Origin of the sequence: Lacticaseibacillus hegangensis (genome assembly GCF_003946465.1) — a bacterium.
GTDB lineage: Bacteria > Bacillota > Bacilli > Lactobacillales > Lactobacillaceae > Lacticaseibacillus > Lacticaseibacillus hegangensis.
Genome location: NZ_RHOL01000004.1, coordinates 26121 through 40397, shown reverse-complemented (window position 1 = coordinate 40397; position 14277 = coordinate 26121). Strand labels below are relative to the sequence as shown.

General features: G+C 52.7%; 24 protein-coding genes. 19 read left to right on the top strand and 5 right to left on the bottom strand.

What is annotated here, in order from left to right:
- The first annotated feature begins 47 nt into the window (after positions 1–47).
- Together dnaJ and lepA are read left to right on the top strand one after the other, a co-directional pair.
- Entirely contained in the window at positions 48–1226 is a 1179-nt protein-coding gene (gene dnaJ / locus EKM86_RS01515) for a molecular chaperone DnaJ (RefSeq protein ID WP_125754746.1), read from the top strand.
- 120 nt (positions 1227–1346) lie between these two features.
- Positions 1347–3194, top strand: a complete 1848-nt coding sequence (gene lepA / locus EKM86_RS01510) for a translation elongation factor 4 (RefSeq protein ID WP_379909021.1) — start codon at positions 1347–1349, stop codon at positions 3192–3194.
- 88 nt (positions 3195–3282) lie between these two features.
- Here lepA and EKM86_RS01505 read toward each other — a convergent pair whose 3' ends face one another.
- From EKM86_RS01505 to EKM86_RS01485, 5 genes are all read right to left on the bottom strand, one after another.
- Entirely contained in the window at positions 3283–4509 is a 1227-nt protein-coding gene (locus EKM86_RS01505) for a tyrosine-type recombinase/integrase (RefSeq protein ID WP_125754745.1), read from the bottom strand.
- Positions 4510–4651: 142 nt separating this feature from the next.
- A complete protein-coding gene (locus EKM86_RS01500; RefSeq protein WP_125754744.1) occupies positions 4652–4891 on the bottom strand; it encodes a cytochrome b5 domain-containing protein in 240 nt (79 codons plus the stop codon).
- A 192-nt stretch (positions 4892–5083) separates the two neighbouring features.
- Complete coding sequence (locus EKM86_RS01495; protein WP_125754743.1) at positions 5084–5791, bottom strand: DUF3862 domain-containing protein; 708 nt, start codon at positions 5789–5791, stop codon at positions 5084–5086.
- 53 nt (positions 5792–5844) lie between these two features.
- A complete protein-coding gene (locus tag EKM86_RS01490) occupies positions 5845–6291 on the bottom strand; it encodes an ImmA/IrrE family metallo-endopeptidase (protein WP_125754742.1) in 447 nt (148 codons plus the stop codon).
- Positions 6292–6300: 9 nt separating this feature from the next.
- Positions 6301–6726 carry a helix-turn-helix domain-containing protein gene (locus tag EKM86_RS01485; RefSeq protein WP_125754741.1) on the bottom strand — a complete coding sequence of 142 codons (426 nt, stop codon included), beginning with the start codon at positions 6724–6726 and terminating at the stop codon, positions 6301–6303.
- Between the two features lie 149 nt (positions 6727–6875).
- On the opposite strand from EKM86_RS01485, the gene EKM86_RS01480 reads away from it, so the two are divergent.
- The 17 genes from EKM86_RS01480 (at position 6876) to EKM86_RS01410 (ending at position 14231) form a co-directional block, all read left to right on the top strand.
- On the top strand, positions 6876–7142 hold the full coding sequence (locus tag EKM86_RS01480; RefSeq protein WP_125754740.1) for a helix-turn-helix transcriptional regulator: 267 nt from the start codon (positions 6876–6878) through the stop codon (positions 7140–7142).
- Complete coding sequence (locus EKM86_RS01475; protein ID WP_125754739.1) at positions 7139–7399, top strand: hypothetical protein; 261 nt, start codon at positions 7139–7141, stop codon at positions 7397–7399. Before EKM86_RS01480 ends, EKM86_RS01475 begins: the two co-directional genes overlap by 4 nt.
- Positions 7396–7722, top strand: a complete 327-nt coding sequence (locus tag EKM86_RS12290; RefSeq protein WP_164506122.1) for a hypothetical protein — start codon at positions 7396–7398, stop codon at positions 7720–7722. Before EKM86_RS01475 ends, EKM86_RS12290 begins: the two co-directional genes overlap by 4 nt.
- A 176-nt stretch (positions 7723–7898) precedes the next feature.
- A complete protein-coding gene (locus tag EKM86_RS12285; protein ID WP_164506121.1) occupies positions 7899–8069 on the top strand; it encodes a hypothetical protein in 171 nt (56 codons plus the stop codon).
- A gap of 185 nt (positions 8070–8254) precedes the next feature.
- Positions 8255–8674, top strand: a complete 420-nt coding sequence (locus tag EKM86_RS01465) for a hypothetical protein (RefSeq protein ID WP_125754738.1) — start codon at positions 8255–8257, stop codon at positions 8672–8674.
- 1 nt (position 8675) lies between these two features.
- The gene (locus EKM86_RS01460; RefSeq protein WP_125754737.1) at positions 8676–8948 is read left to right on the top strand and encodes a helix-turn-helix domain-containing protein; all 273 of its coding nucleotides are present in this window, start codon (positions 8676–8678) and stop codon (positions 8946–8948) included.
- A complete protein-coding gene (locus tag EKM86_RS01455) occupies positions 8945–9205 on the top strand; it encodes a hypothetical protein (protein WP_125754736.1) in 261 nt (86 codons plus the stop codon). The genes EKM86_RS01460 and EKM86_RS01455 overlap by 4 nt, the downstream gene beginning before the upstream one ends.
- Complete coding sequence (locus EKM86_RS01450) at positions 9189–10136, top strand: DUF1351 domain-containing protein (RefSeq protein WP_125754735.1); 948 nt, start codon at positions 9189–9191, stop codon at positions 10134–10136. The genes EKM86_RS01455 and EKM86_RS01450 overlap by 17 nt, the downstream gene beginning before the upstream one ends.
- Before the next feature lie 2 nt (positions 10137–10138).
- Positions 10139–10897, top strand: coding sequence for an ERF family protein (locus tag EKM86_RS01445; protein WP_125754734.1), 759 nt, complete (start codon positions 10139–10141; stop codon positions 10895–10897).
- Positions 10898–10945: 48 nt separating this feature from the next.
- On the top strand, positions 10946–11860 hold the full coding sequence (locus EKM86_RS01440; RefSeq protein ID WP_125754733.1) for a helix-turn-helix domain-containing protein: 915 nt from the start codon (positions 10946–10948) through the stop codon (positions 11858–11860).
- Complete coding sequence (locus tag EKM86_RS01435; RefSeq protein WP_125754732.1) at positions 11838–12113, top strand: LexA family protein; 276 nt, start codon at positions 11838–11840, stop codon at positions 12111–12113. Before EKM86_RS01440 ends, EKM86_RS01435 begins: the two co-directional genes overlap by 23 nt.
- Complete coding sequence (locus EKM86_RS01430) at positions 12110–12760, top strand: hypothetical protein (protein WP_125754731.1); 651 nt, start codon at positions 12110–12112, stop codon at positions 12758–12760. Before EKM86_RS01435 ends, EKM86_RS01430 begins: the two co-directional genes overlap by 4 nt.
- Complete coding sequence (locus EKM86_RS12280) at positions 12753–12920, top strand: hypothetical protein (protein WP_164506120.1); 168 nt, start codon at positions 12753–12755, stop codon at positions 12918–12920. The genes EKM86_RS01430 and EKM86_RS12280 overlap by 8 nt, the downstream gene beginning before the upstream one ends.
- A 17-nt stretch (positions 12921–12937) precedes the next feature.
- Complete coding sequence (locus tag EKM86_RS01425; protein ID WP_191988008.1) at positions 12938–13291, top strand: RusA family crossover junction endodeoxyribonuclease; 354 nt, start codon at positions 12938–12940, stop codon at positions 13289–13291.
- A complete protein-coding gene (locus EKM86_RS01420) occupies positions 13284–13496 on the top strand; it encodes a hypothetical protein (RefSeq protein ID WP_125754730.1) in 213 nt (70 codons plus the stop codon). Before EKM86_RS01425 ends, EKM86_RS01420 begins: the two co-directional genes overlap by 8 nt.
- A gap of 11 nt (positions 13497–13507) precedes the next feature.
- Positions 13508–13999 (top strand): single-stranded DNA-binding protein, encoded by a 492-nt coding sequence (ssb, locus tag EKM86_RS01415; protein WP_125754729.1) that lies wholly within the window; start codon positions 13508–13510, stop codon positions 13997–13999.
- 13 nt (positions 14000–14012) lie between these two features.
- The gene (locus tag EKM86_RS01410) at positions 14013–14231 is read left to right on the top strand and encodes a helix-turn-helix domain-containing protein (protein WP_164506118.1); all 219 of its coding nucleotides are present in this window, start codon (positions 14013–14015) and stop codon (positions 14229–14231) included.
- The last annotated feature ends 46 nt before the right edge of the window (positions 14232–14277 follow it).

Here is a 14277-nt window from a genome sequence, read left to right as displayed (position 1 = left end):
CTGAATAAGCTTTTTTGGGCGCGAGCACCCAATTCAAGGAGGCAACAATGGCAGACAAGGATTATTACGAAACACTCGGTGTCGCCCGGGATGCCAGCGATGACGAAATCAGGAAGGCCTTTCGACAGCTTTCCAAAAAGTACCATCCCGACATCAACCACGCGCCGGGTGCTGAGCAAAAATTCAAGGAAATCAATGAAGCGTACCAGGTCCTGTCCGACCCGCAAAAGCGTGCGGCGTATGACCAGTACGGCTCAGCCGATGGGGCCCAGGGCGGTTTCGGCGGTCAGGGCTTTGGTGGTCAAGGCTTCTCCAATTTTGGTGGTGGCAGTGCGCAAGGCTTTGGCGGGTTTGACGACATCTTCAGCCAGTTCTTTGGCGGCGGCCAAGGCGGCGGCCAAGGCGGCGGCCAAAGTGCCAATGCCCCGCGCCAAGGCGCCGATTTGCAGTACCGCATGGACTTGACATTTGAAGAGGCGGTGTTTGGCAAGGACACCAAGATCTCTTACGATCGCGAAGCCGTGTGTCACACCTGCAACGGCTCTGGCGCCAAACCTGGGACCAGTCCCGTGACCTGCTCGAAGTGTCACGGCTCTGGCTACATTCAGGTTCAGCGCAACACCCCGCTCGGGGCCATGATGACGCGCGAAGTCTGCGACGTCTGCCACGGCACCGGCAAGGAAATCAAGGAAAAGTGCCCAACTTGCGGCGGCACGGGTCACGAGAAGCAGCGTCACACCATCGACGTCAAGATCCCTGGCGGCGTTGAGGACGGCCAGCAGATCCGCGAGCGCGGCGCCGGCGAGGCGGGGACGAACAACGGCCCTTACGGGGACTTGTTTATCGTGTTCCGAGTCGCCCCAAGCGATAAGTTCCAGCGCGACGGCACGACGATTTACTACAAGCTGCCGATCAGCTTTGCGCAGGCCGCCCTTGGCGATACGATCAAGGTCGACACCGTGCATGGGCCGGTGGAGCTGAAGATCCCAGCCGGCACGCAAACCGAAAGCAAGTTCCGGCTGCGCGGCAAGGGCGCCCCGAACCCGAACCGGCCAAACGCCGGCTTTGGCGATCAGATGGTCACGGTGACGGTCAAGACGCCAAAGGGCTTGAACCAGAAGCAAAAGGACGCCTTGATGGCCTTTGCCGCTGCCAGCGGCGAGGACGTCACCCCGCATGAAGGGTCGCTGTTTGACCGGGTCAAGGACGCCTTCAAAAATAAGTAACAAGGCTGAAACCGCTCGTGATGGGCGGTTTCTTTTTGCCTTGCCGCAGCGGGTGGTTTGAGTCAAGCTAGGCCGCTTGCTATAATGGGTTAACGAGCAATTGACAGAAAGTGGGCACTTATGGCTGACATTGATAAACAGGCGTTGCGCGAACGCCAGAAGCACATTCGAAATTTTTCCATCGTGGCACACATCGACCACGGCAAGTCGACCCTGGCGGATCGCATTTTGGAGCTGACGGATACCATCGCCAAGCGCGACATGCAGGCGCAGGTCCTGGACGATATGCCGCTGGAGCGCGAGCGCGGGATTACCATCAAGCTCAATGCCGTGGAGCTGCATTACACGGCCAAAAACGGGGAGACTTACATTTTTCACCTGATCGATACGCCGGGGCACGTGGACTTTTCTTACGAAGTCAGCCGCAGCCTGGCGGCCTGTGAAGGCGCACTGCTGCTGGTGGATGCCGCTCAAGGCGTTGAGGCCCAGACGCTGGCAAACGTCTACCTGGCGCTTGACGATGACCTGGAGATCGTGCCGATCATCAACAAAGTCGACCTGCCCAGTGCCCAGCCGGAAGTGGTCAAGGAAGAAATCGAGGAAATGATCGGCCTGGATGCCTCGGACGCGATTTTGACTTCGGCCAAAACCGGTCTGGGTGTGCCGGAAGTGCTTGAACGCATTGTTTCCGACATTCCGGCGCCGAGCGGCGACCTCGACGCGCCGCTTAAGGCCCTGATTTTTGACTCGGTTTACGATGCCTACCGCGGGGTCGTGCTAGCGGTACGCATTGAAGACGGCATCGTGCAGGTCGGTGACACCATCGAGCTGATGAGCAATCAGAAGCGCTACGAGGTCACAGAGGTTGGGGTGATGTCGCCTAAGGCCGTGCAGAAAGATTACCTGATGGTCGGCGACGTGGGTTACATCACGGCGGCCATCAAGACCATTCAGGACACGCGCGTCGGCGACACCGTCACGTTGGCCGACAATCCGGCGGATAAGCCGCTGGATGGGTTTCGCCAGATCACGCCAATGGTGTATTCCGGCCTGTTCCCGGTCGATAACGCGAAGTTCAACGACCTGCGCGAGGCTTTGGAAAAGCTGCAGCTGAACGATGCGGCGCTGGAATTTGAGCCCGAAACTTCGCAGGCGCTGGGCTTCGGCTTCCGGGTCGGGTTCCTGGGGCTGCTGCACATGGACGTGGTGCAGGAGCGACTGGAGCGCGACTTTGACCTTGATCTGATTATGACGGCGCCGAGTGTGGATTATCAGGTCGACAAAACCGATGGCACCACCATCACCATCGACAATCCGGCCGAGCTGCCGGACTCCAGCGAAGTCAAGGAGATCCGTGAGCCGTACGTCAAGGCCAGCATCATGGTGCCAAACGATTACGTCGGTCCGGTCATGGAAATCGCCCAGCGCAAGCGCGGCGAGTTCGTCACCATGGATTACCTCGACAAGTACCGCGTCAACGTCATTTACAACCTGCCGCTGTCGGAAATTATTTACGACTTTTTCGACCAGCTGAAGTCCTCGACCAAGGGCTACGCGAGTTTGGACTACGAGGTCACCGGCTACCGAGCGTCCGATTTGGTCAAAATGGATATCCTGCTGAACGGCGACCCGGTCGACGCGCTGTCCACCATCGTGCACAAGGACTTTGCCTACGACCGCGGTCACAATATTGTGGCCAAGCTCAAGGAGACCATTCCCCGGCAGCAATTTGAGGTGCCGATTCAGGCGGCGATCGGGACTAAGATCATCGCCCGCAGCACCGTGAAAGCATACCGGAAGAATGTCTTGGCGAAGTGCTACGGCGGTGACATCACCCGCAAGCGCAAGCTGCTGGAAAAGCAGAAGGCCGGCAAGAAGCGCATGAAGGCGGTCGGCTCCGTCGAAGTGCCGCAGGAAGCGTTCATGAGCATTCTGAAGATGAATGAGGACGACAGCCGCGGTAAATAGGTATCCGTGAAGTTCGTAACTCGCTGAAATCACTGTTTTGCCTACCATTTGCCTACGCGAGGTTAATTTGGTAGGCAAAAACAAAGAATTATTGATGGGCTGGATTCGGTTTGTTTGGCTGCTTGCCAACGGAGGGGTCCAGCCCCTTTTTGCGTTTGGCTAGGTAGTCCTCAAATCTGATTGCGGTATCGTTTCGCATCTCTTCGGTGACGTGCATATACGTGTCGGCAGTGGTGGACAGCTTGGCGTGCCCAAGGCGTTCCTGCACCACCTTGAGCTTCTCTCCTGCCTCTAGCAGCATCGTGGCATGCGTGTGCCGGAGGGAGTGGAACGAGTAGGGGAACCCAAGGTCATCTGACAGCTTACGTGAACGATACTTGATATAGCCTGGCACTACCGGGTTGCCGTTGTCCCATGTGCAGACAAAGTTGCTGTCGTTGTATAGCTTCCCGTATCTCATGCGCATTTCGCTCTGGGATTGGCGCTTAGCCTTTAGTTCGTCGATGAGTTCTTGGCCAATGCTGATGGTACGATAGCCCGCCGCACTCTTTGGCGAGTCCAGATCATAGACACCGTCGCCTTTTTGAATCATGTTGCGCTCGACGCGGATTGTTCCAGTTTCTAGGTTCACCATGTCCCACTGGAGACCCAAAACTTCACCGCGACGCATGCCGGTATTAAACGCGATTACCAGCGGCATGTGATAAGGGTCGGCAGGTGGGCAGGCTGCGAGCAGCTCATCGTATTGATCCAGTGAGATGATTTTCAAGTCTTGCCGAGTGCGTTGCGGTACGGGTGCATACTTTGGCATGTCGACATAGCCTGCTGGATTCTCGTGTAGCACTTGATAAGGGTACACAGCGCGCTTGAGTGCCTCTTTGAGCACTGTGAGGATAATCTCCACCGTATGCTTAGAAGGCTTCTTTTTGGTGCGCTCTAGAGGCGTATCGGCGACCTGGTTGATGAAGTCCTGAATTACAGCAGGGGAGATCGTCTTGAGCTTGTACTTGCCGATCATCGGCTTGATGTAGTTATCTGCAACGTTCTTGTAGTTTTTCCGTGTGTTGTACTTGAGATTCTTCTCGACGTAGTTCTTGAGCCAATAATCTATGTAGTCGGATACGGACATGTCAGAAAGCTTCACGGATAAACCACCACGCTCATATTCATCGAGCGCTTTTCGCAGAGCTCGCTCGGCATCTTTCTGGGTGTAGCCGCCGACCCGCTCGATACGCTGCCGGTGACCGCCAATCTTGGCTCCCTCGAATGAGTAGTACCACTTTTCTCCGCGTTTTCTTACGTGTCCTTCAGTCAATGAAATCTGCCTCCTTGAATAATCAATATATTGACAATGCACAAACTTACGTTCGGCTATGCTGTGAAATAAAAGCCCCGAAATGGGGCCTTAAAGCTGTAAAGACGACAATCACAGTTCGAACAAAGCGATAATATATTGGCTATCCAATATATTTGCCAACAACGTTCAGCTTGCTGAGAACCTTTTTTCCATGAGGGGAAACGTTGGTAATTATATCAGTGAGATCCTGTCCGGCAACATTACCATGATGGTTTTCGCCTGCCCAGGCTTTAACGGTGGTCAGATCGTAAACAACACCGTCTACTGCCACATATTTGTGAGGATCGTCTTTACCGTTGTACTTTGACAACTCTTCTTTAGTAAAAGTTCTTTCTGTCATTATATGTTCCTCCATTGATTATTTGATTATTTTGCCAGCATTGAGCCGGCAACGTGGCCGGCGGGATTCGAACCCGGTTACAGCCAAATGACACCAGTACTGATTATCGCCTTTCATGTGTCACTTCCCAAGCCTCGCAACCGGGGCTATTTTTCTGCCAATAAAAGCCCCATACTGGGGCACGCAAAAGGGCTACTTCATATTGGATTGAGTTTTACCGGACAAAGCATCGTTCGTGAATGTGACGTTGAAAGTTGCACCAAAGTCGCCTTTAACGCCTGATGTATACCCCGCTGTAACCGTCTTGCTACCGCCAATCAAGGATTCATCGTAGTAATCGGGTTGACCGTATTTGGCTGTGAAATCTGCATATTTCATGCCGTTCTGCCAGCTATTAAAAGTGGCCAAGTCGATTTTCTGCTTGCGCGAAAGCTTGAACCCAGTCAAGTTCTTCCCGAAAGCTTTGCCGTTTGTAAATGAAACAATTATGTTGGCACCGAAACCGCCCTGAACGTTGTCCCAAGTTAGGAGATCGGTTTTGACATCGTTTGTCGTGTCGGAAGATGATGAGCTTGGCTCGCCGAATTCTTGCTTGAGTTGATCTAGTGTTGCGCCGCCTTCGGCACCTTGCATTAAATCTCCAAGCTTGATTGCATCAAACTGAGCACGGGTGATTTTACCATCATCCTTTTTCGATGATACAGATGAGGACGCCGACTTCCTCGAAGTCTGTGATGACTTTGCGGTACTGCCATCCTTCTTATCGTCTTTTCCGCCGCCCATTGCGCCGCCAATTGCAGCGATAATAATAATTGCAAGTACCCAGAACCAGATACGCTTATAGAATGGCTTTTTTACCTTGTATTGCTTCCCATCTGCGCCAATAACTTTCTTTGCCATTTTTATTCCCCCTAAGGTGTCAGCTTTTACCGTCATCAGTATTTGGACGTAAGTTACTTTATGAGATCGAAGTACCGAGACATCCACTCCGGTAGTTGGTGCTGGTACAGGAGTCGGTGCCGGTTGAGTGGGTTCACGCCACCCCTGTCCCCAAACATGACTTGAAACATGAAGCAGTTAGCGATGTACTCAGCAGAACCCACAGCCGCCACTCCAGCGTTCCTATAGAAGTAGTTTGCTCCGGAGTCTCTGGTGAGTAGGGCGTGACCAAGTTCATGGGTCAAGATGCTTTCTGCCGCCGTCGTTTCAAGCCTGCTGTTAAGGTTTATGATTGAAAATTTCCGGTCGGTGATTGTATACCCCAGTACATTCTTCCCGAGGTCAAAAGACTGAACTGCTACATTGGGGAGCCTATCGGATAAAGTCCAAGGGTCTCGGGAGTTGTATTTGCGAACTGTAGTGCGTGCCTTCTCAATGGCGCAATCTGCATTGTATCCCATTTTGGTGCCTCACTCTTCGGACCCACGGTACTTCTTCGGTGTGTACTTCTTTTTAGCAAGCTCCTGGGCGAGGGCATAGGACTGGCGTAATGATACTGCGAGCAAACGCTTATCCTCATCGCTCAATTCGGCATCATTTTTGAAGAAGTCCGGACCATCAGGATCAAGTCCATCAATGATATCCTTTATTTTCTGATCAATGGCACGTGTGTCCTTTTTGGTCAGAGAATAATAGTGAGGCTTGTCTGACTTACCAAGTAGGTAATCTATAGAAACATCATAATACTGCGCAAGCTTCTTGAGCGTATCGTTATCTGGCTCATTCCTATTGTTTTCAAAATGAGAATAGGCCGCTCTTGAGACGCCAATTGCTTTGGCAACGTCCTCTTGTGTACGGCCGTCACCTCTTAGCTTTTTTAATCTATCGCCGAGCATAGCAACGCCTCCTTAAAGTGATTTTAGCACCCATGTGATACAAAAAGTATCTAGGATACAAAAAGTTTCAAAAATGGGTTGACGATACAAAATGTATCGTGGTATATTATCTATGTTGATACGAAATGTATCAGAAAAGAGGTGATCAAATGGTTCGAGATGAAGTAATCAATCTTCGGGAAAACGCAGGGTTCACGCAAACTCAACTTGGAGATAAGCTCGGCATATCAGCTGTTCATGTTAGAAAAATCGAAAAAGGCACTCGTAATCCAAGCAAAGATTTGACGGAACGCTACGTTGCACTCTTCGGATTGCCAGCCGATAAGATTTTTCCGGATATTTATGAGAAATTAATTGATACAAAACGGATCATGTCTAAACACATTCCCGCCCAGCGAGAGGAGGCATCACGATGAATGAAGAGCTGAAGCAGCACGCCACGCGAATTGCTGAAATATTGCAGGAACAAGGCAACCCATACAAACGAGTTGAGATTGATCATGGTGGCATAAAAATAGTCTCCACCGATGCGTTCGAGCCAATTAAGCGTTCCCAGCATCACAAGTGTTTCATTTGTGGCGAGCCCGCAGATTTGCAACTGGACGACGGGCAATGGGAATGCGGTAACTGCGCCCAGATTGCCGCTGAGCTTTCAGAGGAGGACGAACGATGATCAATCAGAAACTGGTCGGAAGTCTAGTTGAAGTGGCTGGCGAAACGGTTGGTATCGTAGTATCAGCTGACACAAAAACACTGCTGATCCGCAAAGGTTCTGTCTATTGCTTGGACGGCGAGACTGATACCTTTGTAGCCGGATCAAATGCAGTGTTCATAGACAAATCGGTTGTGGAAGACTGCTACTGGATCAAGCTAAAGCCAGCCACGCTTATTACGAAATCCATCAACATTAATGACGGCAGACAACTGGTTAGCAAATTTCTGAACGTGGATGTTGGGGCCGTCAAAACCGCTAACGAACTCGATACGATGTACTAGATATACGGGTAATTTGGGATTGACGTTTGAAATCAAATCACCGCGCCTTGGAACTTCAGGGAGTTCTAATTGGGTTTCACGCCGTCCTTCGACGATCAAGTTGCATGTAATCATCATAATCACCTCCTTTCAGAGGCGATTATCTCACATGTCAAAGAACGAAAGGGGGTGACGCCATGAACCGCAAAGAGAAAATCACCGTGATCTACGAGTACTTCCAGCGCGCAGGACGCGACTACACCATCAAGCAACTCGAGCGGAAGTCAGACCACTTCATCGACAGTGCGCTTCTACTAATCGAAAACGATGAAGAAAACGAGCTGGACGAACAGGTCGCCAGCATCTAAGCAAATCATACAAGCGTATGAAGGTATTTGTGAGAGGGGTGTTATTCATGAAGACAATGCCACTACAAGGCCGCTACACAATACGGCGGTCAATCAGAAGCCCGCGCACCTTGCGCCACGAGATGCAGCGGGTAGGCATGACCGGAGTCAACACGGCAAGGATGATTGGGGTTTCTCAACCGTCAATGTCACGCATGATGAATGGCAAGCAAGACATTCAACTTGAAGACGCGGCCAAGATTGTTGAGCAGGCGCAGGACGCGTTCCTGGCGCTCGACATGGCGCATCAGTTCGTGCACGTCACAGCGCCGGTTATCAATGGCGATGGGATTGTGAAGGAACCACTGGCAATGGCAATCAGGCTGGTGCCAGAAATGCAGCAAGCCATCGAGGCGGTGCAGAACTCATTTGATGAGCTGACCACACCAACCGACAAGGTGAAGGACACCAGCGACCCGCTGAACGCGGTCAATCAGCTACTTGATGCTCTGCTGTACGGGAGCAACGCCGTGGCCTTCATCTGTGAGGAGTTCGACTGGTCAATGCAGGCAATGATGAGCACGCGGGTAAAGGAATGGCAGAGATTAGGAATCGTAGGTGAATGAAATGAACACAAACACAAAACGTATCGCCTTCAAGCGGAAAGTTGACCGGCTGACGTACAGCGAAGTTGACGCAGCAAAAGCACTCGGCGTTGATGTGAACAAGCTTCGCGTATTGGTCGAGATGGGCGAGATCAAACAGCTCAAGCTAGGTGCGAAGAAGATTCCGAAGGACGAGATTAGGCGGTTCATTCATGAGGGTGCTGAATCTGGCACGGACTACAACAAGCTGATTCAAGACTATCTGAACAGCAAGAAGGAGATGCAAGAAGCATGATCGGATTGGCAATCGGAACCATAGGAGTACTTGGCGGTGTCGGTGCGCTGGCATACATCAGCCAAGGCGCAGCAGACAAGTTCATGACGAAGCACCCACGGGTCGCAGAGTACTTTGACTACTTTGCAGAAGACGAACCAGAAGACGACAAAAAAGCCCCAGCGGCGGCGACCGCGGGGACTAAAAACTTTGTCAATAATATTTATACGGTAAGTGTAACACGAAAGGTGGACAAATTGAATGCCAGAACAAAATGAAGTGTTAGCACCGCAAGACCTCACTTATACCGTCAATTTCAAGAAAAGCTCTATCAGCATTGAGAATTACGATCTGCTAAAAACCAAGGTCAGCGAATACGCGGCCAAGTATCAAAATATGATTGTCAATGACAACACGGTAACGGACGCCAAAGATGTACGGGCAAATCTCCGCAAGCTTAAAACGGCGATCGACGATAAGCGCAAGGAAGTAAAGCGCGAATATGACCAGCCGCTCAAAGAGTTTGAGGGCAAGGTTAAGGCTTTGACCGGCCAGATTGATGCGGCCATTGCGCCGATTGATAAGGCAGTGAAGTCTCTCGAAGTGGCGGAACGCGAAAAGCGGCACGCCGATTTAATTGCTCAAATTGCAGAGATCGCGCCAGCTTACAACATTGAGCCAGAAGCCGTTGAGCCTGATCCGTCATGGGAGAACGCGACCATGTGGACGAAAGCCGGTAAACCGACCGTTGGCTTGACCCGCGCCATTGGTGAACGCCTCAAGGGTATGCAACTGCAACAGGAACGCATGAAAGCCGATAAGGCGGCCACAGAGGCATACGCCAAGGCCAACAGCCTAGACCCGTACTCATGGTTGCAACAGATCGAAACCGGCGCCACGTTCGCCGACTTACGTGTACAAATGGACGCCGCACTGATGCAACGCAAACAGGCCGAGGAACGCGCTCAGCACGAAAAAGAAGCGGCCGAGGCCATTGCCAAGGCTAAGCAAGAACAAATCGGCGGCAAGACAATCGACGGCGAAACTGGCGAAGTGATCACCAGCTCTGAACAAACCACGCTTAACACTGCCGCGCCAAAGACATACACCCGGGCTTTCCGGGTGACTTGCACAGAGAAACAGATGTGGAGCCTAGCCGATTTTATGAAGTCTAACGGTATTCAATACGAATCAATTAAGGGGGCCTAGACATGGAACGATCAGAAAAGGTCATCGACTTGATCAAAGACCTTCGCAAGTTTCGCGAGCAGGTCAAACAGCCAGAAAAAAATGCGTTCAATCCATTCACCAAAGGAAAGTACTCCGACCTGTCGGCGGTCATTAAGTCGATCGACGCGGCCACTGCTAACACCGGCCTCTCCTGGACGCAAGATGTCCGTAACGATCCCAACGGCGTCACGGTTCAAACAATCATCTTCCACGATTCGGGCGAGTTTATCGAATTTTCGCCCCTGACAATGCCAACCGGCAAGGGCACGGCGCAAGACGTAGGAAGCGCCGAAACATACGCCCGCCGCTATACGCTACAAACCGCTTTCGGGTTAGTGGGGGACGCCGACGACGACGCGAACAGTGCTTCCAGCCGCGCGCCAGAGCAACGCCAGCAACGGCCACAGACCCGCCAGCAAGCGGCGCCACGGCCAGCGCCTCGCCAAGCACCACAGGCCAAGCGGCAAGCACCAGCCGATCCACCGGCAACGGCCGACGAAAAAAACAAGTTACTTGATTCGTTGAAAGAATTTGCACGGGTACGGAACCTAGACGGCAACGCTGTATTTACCTCGGTTGTCCGTGATTCGGGACTAGGCCAGGTCAAGTGGGGGCAGATGACCCAGTCACAATACAAGGCAGTTTCGGACGCTTTCCACCGCATGTCAGCGGTCGCGCCTGATCCAACGCCAGACACCAGCGCCGCCCCGGAACCGGCAGAGCCGCCGCTTCCATTCTAGGGGGCAGCCGATGAACAAACAAAATAAAGCGAGTTAGGGGGTGACGGCATGGACTATTGGAAGCAACGACGGGCTTACCGCTCATTGAAAATGATTCAACTGAACATCTCTGCTGGTCAGAACAACTTATACCGCGAGCTTTTGGATTACGCGAACGATTCTTACCAGCTAGACGATTGGTTCACCATGAAAAATGAGGCGCTTGCTAGTCTAACTGGTTTATCCGACCGAGGCATGAAAGACGCGCGGAACGCGCTTGTTCAAAGTGGCTTGGTCGAGTATAAACCGGGCAAGAGATCAACCGTCAACCCTAGCTATAAAATTATCTGTTTGTACTCTGGGGCACAATCTGGCGAAGATAATGCCCCACAGAGTGCCTCACGGAGTGCCTCAACAGTGCCTCACGGAGTGCCCCAGGTAGTGCCTCACGGAGTGCCTCCAAGTACTTTACTTAAACCAACTAAAACTTTAGATACTAAACCCTCTCGTGCGAAGTCCGAAAAACGGACTTACACGCCAGAGAGTGACGAAATGAAATCGGCCTCTCGTCTGTGGTCGAAGATCCAAACCAACAACCCGGAGACCAAAGCGCCGAACTTGCAACACTGGGCCGATGATTTGCGCCTAATGCACGAACGGGACGGGCGAAGCTGGGAGAAAATCAATCGCATGATTGACTGGTCGCAAGCGGACGCCTTCTGGTCTGGGGTGATCCTGTCAGCAAAGAAGTTGAGGGAGAAGTACGACCAGATGGCAGCCAAGGCAAATGCAGAGGCTAGAGAAGCGGCTCAGCCTAAGACATACGTCAAACCAGCACGGGTCGAGGCCAAGCCCGACTGGCTAGATAAAGATTACCATCCGAGCGAGCAGCCTGAAGACCAGACCAAGGCGGAGGAAATCGCGGCTAAGCTGGCGAAACTGAAAGAAATGAGGAGAGACAATGCTGACACCAAAACAACGTGACGAGCGGGCGATGAGGATCTTGAGCGTGATTGAGTTGTCGCTTGATGCCACAGGAGAAGTGCCGACGGCGCTGCAGATGAGCCGGCAGCTCAGCATGGCGAAGTCATCGCTGCATGAGGCGCTAGTGCGCATGCAGCGTGACGGCCTGGTTGAGTGGGACAAGCACGCTATCAAGACGCTGTACGTGACCGACTACGGAGATCTCACGTACGAGCGTGCTAAGCGTGGAAAAGAACTGGGGGAACTAGTATGACGAGCAAAACATTGGAGCCGGGGCAGGTGGTGACCGTGAAGGAGTATGGCCCGAATGATCTAACGGGTCGGATGCCTTGGCGTCACCTCACGGGCCGCGTCTTCCGGGTATACGAGCACTCGGCAGTGATTGACGTGACTGATTGCAAAGGGCTATCAGCCCGGCAGAAGACCATCGTCAACAACCGCATCAACGTGAGCTTTAAAAACATTGCACAGGCAAGCGCCTACACCAAGGGAGTCGCACACGAGAGTTCGTTCAACGGCAGAAAAGGCCACGTACGGTATCAGGCGTCGAAAGAGCTTCAGCAACAACGAGCCAACCGTGTGCGGCACTTTCTCGACCTGGGCTATCTACAGGCCGATGCCGCGAAACTTGCCAAAATCAATCTATACACGCTGCATACGATAGCTCAGCAGTTTGACCTCACACCGCAGCCGCGGCTTTCCGTGAGGTGGACGCACCCGAACGGAATCACAGAGTACGTTGATACGCTGCACGGGGCCGAAGACAGAGGGCTCATGCGGCCCGGTCAGCGCGGTCACATCGTCAACGAAAACGGCACGATCGACACCGGCAAGTGGGTACGGCTGAAAGACGGCAGCTTCATTCCTGCGCCACGGGTAGAAGGTGTCGCTGTTGGCTAAGAAACCTTGGACGTTTTGGGCGCTGTTGGTGATCGGATGGGTGTTCGTGATCATCGGCCTATACAGCTTTTTCTATGGGTCAATGTTCGTCGCGATGGGCGCGCTGTGCTTCTCGGCGCTGTCGCTCACTTGGGCAGCGTTTGAAGGCTGGGCAGACTGATGGCGGAGAAGATGGTCATGATTCCGATGCCGCTTCTCACGCTGAATCAATACATCGAAATCGAGCGTGGAAATCGTTTTGGAGGTGCCGCTGAAAAGAAGCGGACTACGACAATCGCAACGGAATACACCTTGCTGGCGATGCGAAAGGGAGTCCGGTTCGACTGGGGCAAACCGCTACGGTTCGACTGGTTCTGGTATGACCGCAGAACAGACCCTGACAATATCGCGTTTCAGCACAAGTTTGTGTTTGATGGAATGATGGCGGCCGGGTTTCTGACCAACGACAACTGGGACAACATCGTAGAATTGCGGGACAGGTTCTTCATCGACAAGGTCAACCCACGAGTGGAGGTATATGAGATTGATTAGTGACGTATTGAACGACAACCAAAAGCGATTGGCACGGTACTTGGCGAGCCAGCACGACAGCAACCCAGAAATGTCGATATTCGAGATCTATGGGCGGCTGTGGGTCGGTGACGCACGGGTGCCATCAGATGTGATGACGGCATTCACGCTGTTATCCGCAGAGGAACAGAACACGGTCGGGGCATACATGGCACTGCCATTTTAGGAGGACTAAGCATGATCAATAACGTGAGCTTGACCGGGCGTTTGACCCGGGACATTGACCTGCGATATACGCAAAGCGGCACGGCAGTCGGCACGTTCACGCTGGCAGTTGACCGGCAGTACAAGCGGGACGGCGAGCCAACAGCAGACTTCATCAACTGTGTGATCTGGCGCAAGAGCGCAGAGAACCTCGCGAAATTCACCAAGAAGGGGTCGCTGATTGGGGTGGAGGGACGCATTCAAACGCGCAACTACGAAAACCAGCAAGGAAAAACGGTATTTGTGACGGAGGTAGTGGTCGAGAACTTCGCGCTTCTGGAGCCGAAGAGATCACAGCAGGCCGCACCGGCCCCACAGCAGCCACAGGCGGCGCCTCAGCTGGCTGGTGGGGCAACATACCAGAGCCAGCCTAAACCGGCGCAAACGGCACCACAGGTGGTAAATGACCCGTTCGCAAGCAATGGCAAGCAGCTAGACATCTCAGATGATGACCTGCCGTTCTGATAGGAGGCCCCGAATGATTAAGACGATGCAAACGGTAAGTTATAACGTCATGACACTACTAGGCCGACAGGGGCTAAGCAAGACTACGTTCTGCCAGCGACACGGACTGAGTGAGAGTACGCTTGAACGTATCCTAGACGGCAAAAACGTGAGTGTCGGAATCATTGAAGACTACGCTCGCGTGTTCCACGTAGAGCCGTGGCAACTACTAAAAGAGGGCGGCATGGAATGAACAAAGGAGTAATCCGTGCACTGGTATGGCTGGCGGCAGTCTTAGC

Excerpts from the sequence above, each read along its gene's own strand:
- dnaJ (WP_125754746.1), top strand. The coding sequence starts at position 48 with ATGGCAGACAAGGATTATTACGAAACACTCGGTGTCGCCCGGGATGCC.
- lepA (WP_379909021.1), top strand. The coding sequence starts at position 1,347 with ATGGCTGACATTGATAAACAGGCGTTGCGCGAACGCCAGAAGCACATT.
- EKM86_RS01500 (WP_125754744.1), bottom strand. The coding sequence starts at position 4,891 with ATGACAGAAAGAACTTTTACTAAAGAAGAGTTGTCAAAGTACAACGGT.
- EKM86_RS01495 (WP_125754743.1), bottom strand. The coding sequence starts at position 5,791 with ATGGCAAAGAAAGTTATTGGCGCAGATGGGAAGCAATACAAGGTAAAA.
- EKM86_RS01490 (WP_125754742.1), bottom strand. The coding sequence starts at position 6,291 with ATGGGATACAATGCAGATTGCGCCATTGAGAAGGCACGCACTACAGTT.
- EKM86_RS01485 (WP_125754741.1), bottom strand. The coding sequence starts at position 6,726 with ATGCTCGGCGATAGATTAAAAAAGCTAAGAGGTGACGGCCGTACACAA.
- EKM86_RS01480 (WP_125754740.1), top strand. The coding sequence starts at position 6,876 with ATGGTTCGAGATGAAGTAATCAATCTTCGGGAAAACGCAGGGTTCACG.
- EKM86_RS01475 (WP_125754739.1), top strand. The coding sequence starts at position 7,139 with ATGAATGAAGAGCTGAAGCAGCACGCCACGCGAATTGCTGAAATATTG.
- EKM86_RS12290 (WP_164506122.1), top strand. The coding sequence starts at position 7,396 with ATGATCAATCAGAAACTGGTCGGAAGTCTAGTTGAAGTGGCTGGCGAA.
- EKM86_RS12285 (WP_164506121.1), top strand. The coding sequence starts at position 7,899 with ATGAACCGCAAAGAGAAAATCACCGTGATCTACGAGTACTTCCAGCGC.
- EKM86_RS01465 (WP_125754738.1), top strand. The coding sequence starts at position 8,255 with ATGTCACGCATGATGAATGGCAAGCAAGACATTCAACTTGAAGACGCG.
- EKM86_RS01460 (WP_125754737.1), top strand. The coding sequence starts at position 8,676 with ATGAACACAAACACAAAACGTATCGCCTTCAAGCGGAAAGTTGACCGG.
- EKM86_RS01455 (WP_125754736.1), top strand. The coding sequence starts at position 8,945 with ATGATCGGATTGGCAATCGGAACCATAGGAGTACTTGGCGGTGTCGGT.
- EKM86_RS01450 (WP_125754735.1), top strand. The coding sequence starts at position 9,189 with ATGCCAGAACAAAATGAAGTGTTAGCACCGCAAGACCTCACTTATACC.
- EKM86_RS01445 (WP_125754734.1), top strand. The coding sequence starts at position 10,139 with ATGGAACGATCAGAAAAGGTCATCGACTTGATCAAAGACCTTCGCAAG.
- EKM86_RS01440 (WP_125754733.1), top strand. The coding sequence starts at position 10,946 with ATGGACTATTGGAAGCAACGACGGGCTTACCGCTCATTGAAAATGATT.
- EKM86_RS01435 (WP_125754732.1), top strand. The coding sequence starts at position 11,838 with ATGCTGACACCAAAACAACGTGACGAGCGGGCGATGAGGATCTTGAGC.
- EKM86_RS01430 (WP_125754731.1), top strand. The coding sequence starts at position 12,110 with ATGACGAGCAAAACATTGGAGCCGGGGCAGGTGGTGACCGTGAAGGAG.
- EKM86_RS01425 (WP_191988008.1), top strand. The coding sequence starts at position 12,938 with ATGATTCCGATGCCGCTTCTCACGCTGAATCAATACATCGAAATCGAG.
- ssb (WP_125754729.1), top strand. The coding sequence starts at position 13,508 with ATGATCAATAACGTGAGCTTGACCGGGCGTTTGACCCGGGACATTGAC.
- EKM86_RS01410 (WP_164506118.1), top strand. The coding sequence starts at position 14,013 with ATGATTAAGACGATGCAAACGGTAAGTTATAACGTCATGACACTACTA.